The sequence below is a fragment of the Acinetobacter sp. WCHAc060033 genome (genome assembly GCF_004209125.1).
Classification (GTDB): Bacteria; Pseudomonadota; Gammaproteobacteria; order Pseudomonadales; family Moraxellaceae; genus Acinetobacter; species Acinetobacter wuhouensis.
The window spans coordinates 24,593-36,777 of sequence record NZ_SGSW01000008.1 but is presented as its reverse complement, the minus strand read 5'-3'; the positions used below and the strand labels follow the sequence as shown (position 1 = coordinate 36,777).

Genomic DNA, 12,185 nt, shown 5'->3' with positions numbered 1-12,185 from the left:
TTTTCGCTACTTTTTGAGTGAAAATAAATAATCATTAAATTCACGATGATTTCAATTGTTTCGAAGATTGATTTTTTATAATATCAAAGCGTTGCAAACTAAAATGATTATTTTAGAATTTAAAGAAAATATTGAATTAATAAAGTTTGTGCTCATTGGCTTTGAATAATGATGGAAATAAAAAATGTTAACAATTGAAGAGCTAAAGTCGATTTATCCGCTAGTTGTGACTCCAAGTCATGATGGCAAGTTTTTTCATAATTATTTGACCTCACTGCTTAATTTTCAGCATCAAGCTTTACATAAGGGTATGCCTTTGCAATTTTTATTGATGCAAGGTGAAAGCTTAATCACACGTGCAAGAAATAACTGTGTTGCGACATTTTTAGAAAATCCTGAATGGACACATTTGTTTTGGATTGATTCTGATATTGGATTTAGCGCAGAGGCAGCTTTCCGTCTATTACAAGCGGATTATGATATTGCAGCAGGTGTTTATCCATTGAAACGTGATCACTGGCCTGCCGATGGCTTACCTGAAAAGATGACTTATGAGCAATTTTTAGCAAATTATCAGAGGTATACGGTTAATGCGCGAGTTGAAGAAGGTAAAGAACATCTTGATATTTACATTCAAGAAGATGGCTTTATCGAAATGAGTGAAGCACCAACAGGATTTATGGTGATTAAACGCGCAGTATTTGAAAAATTGATGAAACATTATCCTGAGTTAAAATATGTACCAGACTCGTTAGATGTCGTAGATCAAGGACTGCATTATCGTTTCTTTGATGTCATGGTTGATCCAGAAACGGGACGTTATCTGTCTGAAGACTACGGTTTTTGTCGTTTATGGGAAGGCATTGGAGAGAAAATATATATTGATGCCAAGTCGAATTTAACCCATCAAGGCATGAAAATTTATCAAGGTGATTTTGCTGCGAGTTTAAAAAATAATTTTAGTTTAGCCATTCCTGCAAAAGAAGGTTTGATGATGACTTTACATGGTCTCCATCATTTAACAGATTAATATTGTTATCAGTGCTGATTATTATTTTGGGCGAGCTGTTGACTTAATATTTGGATTTAAGTTTATGCTGATCATGTTTTGAAAATATGATCAGCATTTGTTAGTGTAGAACTAGGTTTTAGTCTAAACGAATCCATGTTTGGCTTCTTCCTAGTACAGATACCCCCATATAGCCTCTTAAAACGAGACGTTTGCCATTAGGGCTTAATTTTGCTTTTAAGCTATAGATTTTTCCTGTATTGGGATCTAAAATTTTTCCATTAACATAGTTGAAGTCATCGACCTTTTTCAAACCTTGAATTACACCTAGTCCAATCATGGGTTTATTGGTAAATGGTGCAGGGCAGTCAACACAAAATTCTTTAGGTGTATAACCAACGCGCGGTGTCAATTTGGTAATGGTACCTGTATAAATATTATTTTCATCTTTTGTGATTTTAACAGCGCCTTTTGGCGCACCTGTTTTATCATCGATGCTTTGCCACATGCCTAGAATATCTTGAGCTAGGGTGACACTACTAAATCCAAGTAAGCATGCTGATAAAATGATTTTATTAAATTTTTTCATATTATATTCCTTTAAATAGTTCAAATGAGGTTTGATTTAAGAGAACTCCATTTTGAAACCACCGTAGTTAAAGTTGGCATTGAGTCAACTTCTAACCTTGCTTAGGTATGACCGAGTACGGTGATACCCATATAGCTTTCGAGAAGAATTTTTTCTCATTTGTTAAAGCTTATGTATATCACCAATAGATCGTTTTACTTTAACAAAAATAAATTTATTTAGTTTTAATTCATAATCTACATTATATAATTAAATTCTATTAATTAATAATGTGTTTATGAATGACTTAAATATTATTGTGTTTTATATCACAAAAAAAAATATTAATGTGAGTTTTTGTTTGAATATTTTTTTGTGCTGTATTAAATAGCAGTAAATTGACTATATTTAAAACTTAAGAGATATAGCCAATTTACTAAGTATTGATATTGCAGTGGTTTTTATTGAGTAGAATTAGTTTTTAATATAAAGACGTGATTTACTCTATTCGACAGAGCAAATGAATCCTTTCGCTATTCTTGTCTGATCCATGTCTGACTACGCCCAATCATGGAAATACCGATATAGCCTCTTAGCGTTAGGCGGTTTCCACTTGCATTTAGGCGTGCCTTCCCGTGATAAAGTTTTCCTGCACGAGGATCAAGGACTTCACCGTCAATATAGTGATTGGGATTATCTGGATCAACTTTCATTTTTTGCAGAATAGTAAGCCCAATAATCGGTTTATTGGTAAATGGAGCAGGGCAATTACGGCATTGAGTCAGTGGGGGTTCACCAGGTGCTGGAAAGTCTTTGATAATTTTACCGATATAAGTATCATCGCTTTGTTTTTCAATTTTAATATAAGCACGTACATATCCTGTTTTATCGTCAACAGTTCGCCAAGTTCCTATAATATCGGCTGCATGTGTCCAGCTTGTTATCCCTAATAATATACAGCTGAAAAGTCCTTTTTTCATTTATACACCCCTAGTAAAGCCTTGTTTGGCATAAAAATTATTATTGCTTCATCCATCTAAAACCAAGTCCTATGATTTATATACAAATATATACATGGAGAGAAACATTATTGCTCATTATTTATAAAATTTTGGTTTGGTGTTTTAATTTCGAATAATATGCAGAGTCTAGTGCAGAGTAGTAATCTTAGTCGGTGTGTGACTAAGAACCACATTGATCAAAGATCAGCAGACTAGACTTATTGGGCAATATTAGCGATTTATTGGCTTTCACGAATCCAAGTTTGGCTTCGCCCCAATGCTGAAACACCGACATATCCTCTGAGTGATAAACGGTTACCCGTTGGATTAAGTTTGGCTTTCATTGAATAAATTTTACCTGTTAGCGGGTCTATAATTCGTCCACCAGTAAAATCATCTTCATCCGTTTGTTTAAGGTTTTTAAGTACATCCATACCTAAGATTGGTTTGTTTGTATAGGGCGCAGGGCAGTCGATACAAGTTTCTTTAGGTGTGTAACCTGGGCGTGGTGTAATTTTAATAATTTTAGCTGTATAGGTTCCGTTGGATTCTTTGCGAATTTCGAGCACAGCTTTAGATGAGCCTGTTTTATCATCAATATTTTTCCAAATACCAGTGATGTCCTTTGCCATACTGCTAAAACTTATAGAACAGAATAAAGCACTTAAGATAAATTTATTGAGCCTCATTTATCGAATCCTTATCGAAATGGGTAATTTAATTTATCTTAAGCTGAATAATTACTCTATGCAATCACGTGAAAAGTGAATAAAGTCGCAATTATTTTATAAAAAGTATAAATGTTGGCAACCAGATTGCGGTGAATACAGCATTTACTGCCATTCCAAACGCAGCATAACGACCCGCAACTGTACCGCGCTGCCATGCCTGAGCAGTTCCAATCGCATGTGCTGCAAGGCCTAGAGCAAGACCAGAGGCACGTTCATCATTGATATTACGTAAAATAATGGATGAAAATGCTGATCCAATCACACCTGATAAAATAACAATTAAAATCACTAAAGTGACTGGTGAGTGCAACAAAGTTGCGATGTTGATCGCAATTGGCGTGGTGACAGCACGTGTTGCAAACGCCATGATGGTTGGTTCAGACATATGCAGTAAGTATGCCAAGCTCATCGGTAAGGCAACTGCACTGACACTGGCGAAGACTAAAATACCGACCACAGATTTGAGTGGTAGATCGTCATAGCGCATGGATGCCAAAGGAATTGCTAGAGCTACAGTGACATAGCCTAAGAGGTGGCTAAATAATCCATTCATATTCGCATTATATTTTTCATAAGGTATTCTCAAAATAAGCAAGATACCGATCACGAGAAACATCGCGATCACTAAAAGTGGAACTTGAGGAAAACGCTTATTTATCGGTTTTGCAGCAAGGTAAGCAATTAGGGTGATGAAAAATCCGGTGAGTACACTTAACATTTCAATCTCCTATAACCACTTTTTTGCCATTTTTGCGTAAATCCACAATGGAATCAGCGTGCTAATAAACATGACAACCAAAAATAACGGAATTTCTTTGCCCATACTGACGAGCATGATCAGTGAGCCTGCGCAGACGGGTAAAAAAGCAAAACCGCTTTCTCTCATCAATTTATTATTCGTATCGACCAGACGAGCAGGGATCTTTTTAAATCTACGCCAAATGACCAGTACAAATAACAAGCTAAGAAGCCCTGTTAAATTTCCAAGTTCAGGATGATTAAACTGTGACATGACCCAAACAGAAGCTTCTCGGAAAAAAATAATTAACCCGATGGTAAAAATCCAAGCTTGCCAATCAACGCGTTTTAACTGTTCCATGTGTTTTGATTTATAAAGTTTGATCTTTCACGTTTTAACCGATTTAAGGCTTTATTTCAAACTCTTCTAATGGTTTTTTGAACTGATTGGCTTTCGTTCCTAGGATTTCATCAATGGGTAAATGCGCTTGTTTAATTAATTGTTCTAACTTATGGGGCGCCATGCGGACATTTAAAAGTAAGTTTGCTTCATCATCATAGTGCTCAGATTCAATGACATTCAGTGCATAGAGTTGATTTTTCAATTTTCCATAAGCTGGTTTTAAACGCACTTCAAAGCGCTGAATTTGCCCCATTAAACATTCATGTACTGCTTGGCGGAGTAAGTCTAAGCCTTGTTGGCTATGGGCTGAGACATATACACGTTCAGGTTGATGAGGTTTTGCATAAATGATTTTAGCTTCCTCACCACTTTGATCAATCTTGTTATAGACCCTTAGGGTCGGAATATCAGCCCCTATTTCATGCAAGACTGTTTCTACTGCATCAATTTGTTCCATCATGTCTGGGCTACTTGAATCGATCACATGGAGCAATAATGTGGCTTCTAAAGTCTCTTCTAGAGTCGCTTTAAAAGATTCGACCAAAGAATGAGCCAGATTGCGCACAAAACCGACAGTATCAGCAAGAACCAATGTACCAATCCCATCCCAATTTAAGCGTCGCAATGTCGGATCTAGCGTAGCAAAGAGCTGATCTGCTGCGTAAACATCACTTTTGGCTAAAATATTAAATAGCGTTGATTTTCCAGCATTGGTATAACCAACCAGAGAAACCGTTGGAATATTGGCTTTTTGACGTGCTGCACGACCTTGAATACGTGTTTTACGGACTTTTTCTAGGCGATCTTTAAGTTGATCCATACGGATACGCAGTAAACGGCGGTCTGTTTCAAGGATGGTTTCACCAGGTCCACGTAAACCGATCCCGCCTTTTTGACTGTCGAGATTGCTATGTCGACGAACTAAACGTGAAGAAAGGTGATCTAACTGAGCCAGTTCAACTTGTAATTTACCTTCATGGGTACGCGCACGTTGCGCGAAAATATCGAGAATTAAGCCTGTGCGGTCAATCACACGACATTTTAAAATATGTTCTAAATTACGCTCTTGAGCAGGGGAAAGGGCTTGGTCAAAAATCACCAGTTGTACTTCTTCAACATGCACCAGTTCAGCAATTTCTTCTGCTTTTCCTGAACCGATAAAAAACTTAGGGTCAGGTTTAATTCTTTGTACAGTTAAATGTTCAAAAATCTCCGCACCTGCAGATTTTGCCAGCAAACGAAATTCTTCAGCATCCAAATCCTCCAAGATTTGTACATTAACACTGACTAAAATGGTTTTTTCACCACCTTGATTTTGCTGTAAGTATTCCACAGATGATTAAACTCAAACATTAAATGAATAGATTCATTCTAAAGGAAATTGTGCTGTAAATCCTAAACAGGCGCTTGAGTATGACAATTAAATTCATGGGGTTTGATTTGAAAGTAAATTTTTATGAAACATTTAAAATTAAATCATGCTTATTTTTGTGCATTTTGCCATGCTAAATTTTAAGTGTACGAATTATCGTTTATGTCTTTATGATCAATGCAAGTTGTTCAAGATGCGTATACAATAATCTCAGTTTAATATGAAATATATTCTGTTTAGTGAATGTCTATGACTCAACAACAAGCAACCAAAAAGTCGAAATCAAGTTTAAATCCATTCTCAAAACTATTTTTATACAGTAAAAAATTGGTGGCAGGGACTTCAGCGGTCGCTGAAGGTTTTTATTTGGTTTATCGCCATCAGCTCTACAAAGATCCAAACAATCCTAAAAATACTCGTTATGTTCAGTATTTCTGCCGTCGTTTAAGCGAAGTCTTTAATGTCGATGTTCGTGTGCATGGGGAAATTCCACGTGAACCTGCGCTGTGGGTGAGTAATCATATTTCTTGGTTAGATATTGCTGTTTTGGGTTCAGGTGCGCGAGTCTTTTTTTTGGCGAAAGCTGAAATCGAGAGTTGGCCTGTTTTAGGCAATCTTGCTAAAGGTGGAGGGACTTTATTCATCAAACGCGGGTCGGGTGATTCAGTTCGTATTCGCGAGCAAATTGCTGAATTTTTAACGAAAGATATTCCCGTTTTATTCTTCCCAGAAGCGACTACGACCGATGGCACGAAAGTTAAAAAAGTCCATGGTCGTATCCTCGGTGCAGCGATTGAAGCGAAAAAACCAGTGCAAACTTGTGTAATTTGCTATGTCAATAAACAAGGTCAGTTAGACAACGTTGTACCATTTATCGGCAATGAAACTTTTGTTGAAAATGTGCAGGGTGTGTTGGAAATGCCGAAAGTCACAGCACATTTAAAAACTTTTCCAGCAATTTCAACCGAGGGTCATACTGTTGAAAGTTTGACGGCATTGGTTCAGCAAACGATGCAACAGGGTTTAGAAGATTTGCAAAAAGAAGTATTAGGGTAAGTTTAAGCGCCTAATCTATTTTGAATTTTTTACATGATTTATCTATTGAAGGCTTACATAAAGCCTTCAATTGGCAACCATGAAATCATCTTAACTCCAGCTTTTTGCCACCATTTCATTTTAGGTTCTTTACGTAGCGTCACGATGCCTGAAGGCGTTTCTTTGAGCCAGTTAATATTTTGTTTTGAATCAAGCACTAATTTATAAGCATATTTTTTTAAATTATCATCCATGGTTTTATGCACTGCATTTGCCAATGGAGGACTGTTAATAATTACGCCGATTTCTGTGTTTAAATTGGCTGAACGCGGATCAAAATTAAAAGAACCTATAAAAACTTGTTTTGAATCAAGTGCCATAAGCTTTGCATGTAGGCTTGAACGACTTAAACCTTTTAAACTCACTTTTGCTTTTTTGGAAATTTCTTTGGAGTTTGCATATAGATTTTCTTCCGAAACAGCAGGCAGAAACTCATAAAGTTCTACTCCATTTTTGAGTAATTCTTTTCTATATTTTGCATAAAAAGCATGAACTAAAGCAACGTCATTGGCTTTAAATGAGTTGGTCAGAACACGAACACTCCCACCTTTGTTCGCCAATTCAGTCAGTTTTTCTTTCCCTTCTTTTTGAGGGACAAAATAAGCTGAAATTAGATCTACTTTTTCAGTTGGTGTTTCTAAGCGATTAACCATTTGGAAGTCAAGATGCTGTTCTTTCTTGGCTTTTGCTTGGATTTTATCTGGTGCATCTTTCACAACTTCAGCTTTGACCCAATCAAGTTGAATGTTATGGTTGAGCCATTGATCAAAATCGTGAGTACGGTTACTAAGATCTAAATAGTTTTGTACGGTAATTTCTTGATAATGTTTGGTGAGTTGTTCTTTTAAGCTGTCATAGCGTAAGGTGTATTTGTTATGGTTAACGATATTTCTCACGGGATAGGCATAGCTATGATTCCAATACTCATCGAAAGAATGTGCTATATCATCAACTGCTTGTCCAACGAGCATCACATCTACATCTGAAAATTGATAATTATCACTGACATTGTAGTATTGATTACTCATATTGCGCCCGCCAATCAATGAAATTTGATTATCTGCGGTAAATGTTTTGTTATGCATACGGCGGTTGATACGTTTTAAATCTAAAACCATATCTACAGGGCGTAAACTTCTAAAACGATAGGGATTAAAGAGCTTTACTTCAATATTGGCATGTTGATCAAGTGCCAGATAAACACCTTCCATTTTACCTGCATTATTATCATCAATAAGTAAGCGAACTTTCACCCCACGATCTGCGGCTTCGATGATTTTATACAATGCCAATGAACCAATTTTGTCATTGTCCCAAATGTAATATTGTAGATCCAAAGTCTTTTCAGCTTTTTCGATTAGATTAATTCGTGCGGCAATCGCTTCAAGAGGATCATATAAAACATGATAGCCTGTGAGTTCAGGATTTTGACTTTTTAGAGGTGTGATAATTTTTGCTAAATCAGTATCTTGAGTGTCTGTGTCAAAAGCATATTCTGGCTTAATTGTTTCCTGTTTCGGAAGTGTACTGCAAGCTGAAAGACTAAGAAAAAGGCATGAACTGATCACAATTAACCATGATTTTGCAGGTTGATTGTCATGTTTTTGCTGTAATTGAGTATTACGATTGATCGTTCGTTGCATAATATTTTCTGAGATTCATCCGTGCTAGAGTATAATCAGGATATTCTGAAAGATAAATAATGAGATGACGAGTACTTTGTACTTAAGAGATTGAATATGTTTCCAACCCTAACTATAAGCTCAATTTTTTATCTTAGCTTTATCGTGCTTGCAGTTTGGGGAATAAGCCAAGCATGGTTAAGCCAGTCTAGAACTGAAACGATCCATCCTTTTAAGTCATTTGTCCATTTATTAGCATTCTACCTGTCTTATTTATTAATTCCGTTGTTATTTTTTAGCATTTATGCAGGTTGGATCGGTCAATTTTCTTTACATGAAAGTATTTTTATATTTTTGCTTAGTGCTTTATTGATTTATGCACGCTTTATAGAGCCGCATACGGTGCATGTTCAACATATCCAATATAAATTAGGACAAGAAAAAGCCTTTACTAAACCGATTAAAGTGGCGCTACTTGCGGATTTACACATTGGACTTTTTTCAGGGCATGAGCGTCAACTCAAAACCATTGTCAAAAAAGTGAACTTGGAACAGCCTGATTTTGTTGTTGTTGCAGGAGATTGGACTTACGAGCCTGAAAATAAATTAGCAGAAGAATTGTCGATTTTAAAAGACATTCAAGCACCTATTTATTCTGTCAATGGTAATCACGATGAACAATATCCTGGACCTCCGATTCAAGCTTTATTGGCACATGCGCTTGAAGTCAATAATGTCATGGATATTGAAGGTAAAATTGTCGAATTTGATGATTTTAGGCTGATTGGGGTAGGTGATTTGTGGGCAGGTAAAGCAGATATGCGTTATATGCCTGATTTACCACAAGATAAACCTTGGTTAATTCTTTCGCATAATCCAGATACTGTGGATATGGTTCCAGTACTTTCAACACGTCCTTTGATGCTGTCAGGGCATACCCATGGTGGACAAGTTGAATTGCCGTGGCTGACCAGTTATGTCATGAAAAAAGTATCAATTTTGGGACATAAACGTGGATTATATAAACATGCCAATGCGGATGTGTTTGTCAGTGTTGGAACGGGAATGGTTGGTGTTCCATTCCGTTTTCGAGTACCGCCAACCATTGATATTATTGAATTGAGTTAGTTATTTGTGGAGCATTGGGTGAGCTCAGATTAAAGTCTTCAAGCTTTAAAATAGTACAATCCAAGAATGCCACAGAAAATTATCAATCCAATGATAAGTAAAATTGAGTTAGATTTCTTCGACTTTGTTAAATCTTCTACACCGGAATTAGGCATATTGGGGTGATTTGAAGTTGTATGCTGTGTGGTCTCGGTGGTTTGATTGTTGGTAAAAATTGAGTCAAAACTTTTCGAATCAAAGCCTTTGGACTCGGTACTATTCATGTGTAAATGTCCATCCATCAAGTTTTTTGCAAGATTGGATAGCGCATCGGGTTGCGATAAGTCGATGTTAAGTTGTTTTTTGATATTGTCCCATTCAGGGCTTTGATCATTAATTTCGGTGGTTTTTCCATCTTTATCCGTCATCTTAATTTTACTAGAATGAAAGCTGAATTCAAAAGTGTTTGATTCTATTTTGGATTTCGTGTTTGAATCAGTTTGCTGTTGATCTAAAATTTGAGGATTTTCTTTAAACATTTGCAGTGCATCTGCATCTTCGTGCAGAAGTTGAACCAAATTATTTGCCGCAGTGGGTTTTAAGTTGATTGTTTCGATCAAGAACATTTCAGCTTGATCTAATCGATCAGTATGTATGTAATCAATAAAGGTCTGTAACTGTTCAGGATTAAGTTCCTTTAATTGGTTCATTTTTATTATTTTCCTATGTAAAGGCTTGGTTTGACGAACAATAGAATATCAAGACTTGCCAATAAACTGATAAGCCATGACCGCAATAATCACGATCACAATGATCATAACAAGACGTGAAAGACCACTTTTCTTAGATTGATCTTCGATGCCTACGGGTTGAGTCTGTGTTGACATAGGGCGAGAGTATGAGTGTTGGTTTTGGGAAGTATTTGTAGTGTCACTTTGATAATCTCGATGAAAAATTTCCTCATTTCTCACTTCCATTGCATCTAAAAACTCATCGGCTGTTTCAAAGTGTTCTCCATGAGCAAATTGATCCATGATGGCATCCCATTCAGGATGATCTTCATCGATGAGTTCTTTGCGACCATCTTGATAAAAGATATAGATTTCACCTGTGTCATATTGGCTTTGAAGTGCCTTATAAGTACTGCTATGAAGAGGGTAAAGCGTTTCATCGGGTTCAAAGTCTAAATTACCAGAGTCGAGATGATGACTATCGCTATCATCAAAGTTAGGATTTTCAATCAGTTGTTCAACCCAGTCTTTAGATTCTTTTAAGCCTAGACCTGAATGTTCCTTGACCCATTTGACCGCTTCAACTTTACGATTTTGTTGAAGGAGTGAGAAAATTTCTTGGCGTTGTTGTGGGCTAAATTGTGGCATTCTACACCTATATTTTTCTTTAATTATTTTTCGCCCAACACATCAGGCGTGTCATTTTCAATTGATAATATTTATTTTTATTACAAAACAATGTGAAATAAAAGTAGTAATTTGTGTGTGAATCGGCAATATTTTAAAACTGTCATAAATCTTTGATATTGTAAATTCAATACTTAAAACTGAAATGAGGACGATGCCATGACTCGTGATTTAGAAAAATTCCCAGAAAATGACAATGGTAATTTGCTTTGGCAAATGCACGAAGATGGTGACGATCTTGAAGAAATTCATGAAATTGAATTTTCTTTGTATTTTAAAACTCAGCAATTGGCTGAAAAGTGTGCCATTTATTTACTTCATGAAGAACAGAAAATTTCTTTATATTTAGATGAGGAAGTTGATCCGAATGAATGGGTGATTACGGTTTATGTCAATATGTATCCTGAGCATGAAGACATTGACGATTTAGAACAATGGTTTACCAAGATCGCAGAGCAACATGAAGGCGAATACGATGGTTGGGGCTGCACAGCTTATGTCTTTGATGATGAAGATTTAGAAGAATAATTCTTATCGATCGAAAGTAAAAAAAAGCATATCTTGTCTGATATGCTTTTTTATTTAAGTTTCAAACTACTAAAGCCATACAAAGCTCAATAATAGATCGCAGTAGACTGAATTTTTAAGAAAAACACTCAAGGATATGAGTATGAGCAATACTGTGAAATTGCACCGTGTATTTAGTGCCCCACCAGAACGAGTGTATAAAGCCTTTTTAGACCCAGATGCTATTGTAAAATGGATGCCACCGCATGGTTTTACTGCCAAGGTTCATCAGATGGATGCAGCAGTTGGTGGTTCGTATCGGATGTCTTTTACCAATTTTTCTACAGGTTCGACACATTCTTTTGGCGGAACGTATGTTGAACTGATTCCCAATCAGCGGATTCGGTATTTTGATCATTTTGATAACCCTGAACTAGCAGGGGAAATTGAAGTGATTATCGAGATCAAAGGCGTGCTTGTTGGTACTGAGGTCAATATTACTCAGTCTGGAATTCCAGAGATGATTCCTGTTGAGGCTTGTTATTTAGGATGGCAAGAATCACTACAATTGTTCGGGCTTCTTGTGAACCCAAGTATTCCAGATCAGTAAAATT

14 protein-coding genes are annotated in these 12,185 nt (G+C 36.4%); 5 read left to right on the top strand and 9 right to left on the bottom strand.

What is annotated here, in order from left to right:
- Positions 1-184: 184 nt before the first annotated feature.
- A complete protein-coding gene (locus EXE10_RS04895; RefSeq protein WP_130112556.1) occupies positions 185-1,030 on the top strand; it encodes a hypothetical protein in 846 nt (281 codons plus the stop codon).
- 118 nt (positions 1,031-1,148) lie between these two features.
- Here EXE10_RS04895 and EXE10_RS04890 read toward each other — a convergent pair whose 3' ends face one another.
- The 6 genes from EXE10_RS04890 to hflX all read right to left on the bottom strand — a co-directional run bounded on the left by EXE10_RS04890 (position 1,149) and on the right by hflX (position 5,783).
- Positions 1,149-1,598, bottom strand: a complete 450-nt coding sequence (locus tag EXE10_RS04890) for a DUF2147 domain-containing protein (RefSeq protein ID WP_068974918.1) — start codon at positions 1,596-1,598, stop codon at positions 1,149-1,151.
- A 512-nt stretch (positions 1,599-2,110) separates the two neighbouring features.
- Positions 2,111-2,557 carry a DUF2147 domain-containing protein gene (locus tag EXE10_RS04885; protein WP_130112555.1) on the bottom strand — a complete coding sequence of 149 codons (447 nt, stop codon included), beginning with the start codon at positions 2,555-2,557 and terminating at the stop codon, positions 2,111-2,113.
- 260 nt (positions 2,558-2,817) lie between these two features.
- Positions 2,818-3,267: a DUF2147 domain-containing protein gene (locus EXE10_RS04880; RefSeq protein ID WP_068974916.1), complete on the bottom strand. Its 450-nt coding sequence runs from the start codon at positions 3,265-3,267 to the stop codon at positions 2,818-2,820.
- 91 nt (positions 3,268-3,358) lie between these two features.
- Positions 3,359-4,027 (bottom strand): LrgB family protein, encoded by a 669-nt coding sequence (locus tag EXE10_RS04875; RefSeq protein ID WP_130112554.1) that lies wholly within the window; start codon positions 4,025-4,027, stop codon positions 3,359-3,361.
- Between the two features lie 9 nt (positions 4,028-4,036).
- Positions 4,037-4,408: a hypothetical protein gene (locus EXE10_RS04870; protein ID WP_130112553.1), complete on the bottom strand. Its 372-nt coding sequence runs from the start codon at positions 4,406-4,408 to the stop codon at positions 4,037-4,039.
- 43 nt (positions 4,409-4,451) lie between these two features.
- Entirely contained in the window at positions 4,452-5,783 is a 1,332-nt protein-coding gene (gene hflX, locus EXE10_RS04865) for a ribosome rescue GTPase HflX (RefSeq protein WP_087552324.1), read from the bottom strand.
- Between the two features lie 288 nt (positions 5,784-6,071).
- Here hflX and EXE10_RS04860 point away from each other — a divergent pair, with 288 nt between their 5' ends.
- Complete coding sequence (locus EXE10_RS04860) at positions 6,072-6,878, top strand: lysophospholipid acyltransferase family protein (RefSeq protein ID WP_130112552.1); 807 nt, start codon at positions 6,072-6,074, stop codon at positions 6,876-6,878.
- A 53-nt stretch (positions 6,879-6,931) separates the two neighbouring features.
- Here the strand turns inward: EXE10_RS04860 and EXE10_RS04855 are convergent, their stop codons facing one another.
- Positions 6,932-8,560: a phospholipase D family protein gene (locus EXE10_RS04855; RefSeq protein ID WP_068974911.1), complete on the bottom strand. Its 1,629-nt coding sequence runs from the start codon at positions 8,558-8,560 to the stop codon at positions 6,932-6,934.
- A gap of 96 nt (positions 8,561-8,656) precedes the next feature.
- Here EXE10_RS04855 and EXE10_RS04850 point away from each other — a divergent pair, with 96 nt between their 5' ends.
- Positions 8,657-9,667 (top strand): metallophosphoesterase, encoded by a 1,011-nt coding sequence (locus tag EXE10_RS04850; RefSeq protein ID WP_130112551.1) that lies wholly within the window; start codon positions 8,657-8,659, stop codon positions 9,665-9,667.
- Between the two features lie 38 nt (positions 9,668-9,705).
- On the opposite strand, the gene EXE10_RS04845 is transcribed toward EXE10_RS04850, so the two are convergent.
- Both EXE10_RS04845 and EXE10_RS04840 read right to left on the bottom strand, forming a co-directional pair.
- Positions 9,706-10,356, bottom strand: coding sequence for a hypothetical protein (locus EXE10_RS04845; protein WP_130112550.1), 651 nt, complete (start codon positions 10,354-10,356; stop codon positions 9,706-9,708).
- A 48-nt stretch (positions 10,357-10,404) separates the two neighbouring features.
- Positions 10,405-11,025, bottom strand: coding sequence for a ribosomal protein L7/L12 (locus EXE10_RS04840; RefSeq protein WP_130112549.1), 621 nt, complete (start codon positions 11,023-11,025; stop codon positions 10,405-10,407).
- Positions 11,026-11,223: 198 nt separating this feature from the next.
- On the opposite strand from EXE10_RS04840, the gene EXE10_RS04835 reads away from it, so the two are divergent.
- Together EXE10_RS04835 and EXE10_RS04830 are read left to right on the top strand one after the other, a co-directional pair.
- The gene (locus EXE10_RS04835) at positions 11,224-11,592 is read left to right on the top strand and encodes a ribonuclease E inhibitor RraB (protein ID WP_068974907.1); all 369 of its coding nucleotides are present in this window, start codon (positions 11,224-11,226) and stop codon (positions 11,590-11,592) included.
- A 142-nt stretch (positions 11,593-11,734) separates the two neighbouring features.
- Positions 11,735-12,181: an SRPBCC family protein gene (locus EXE10_RS04830; RefSeq protein ID WP_130112548.1), complete on the top strand. Its 447-nt coding sequence runs from the start codon at positions 11,735-11,737 to the stop codon at positions 12,179-12,181.
- Positions 12,182-12,185: the final 4 nt, after the last annotated feature.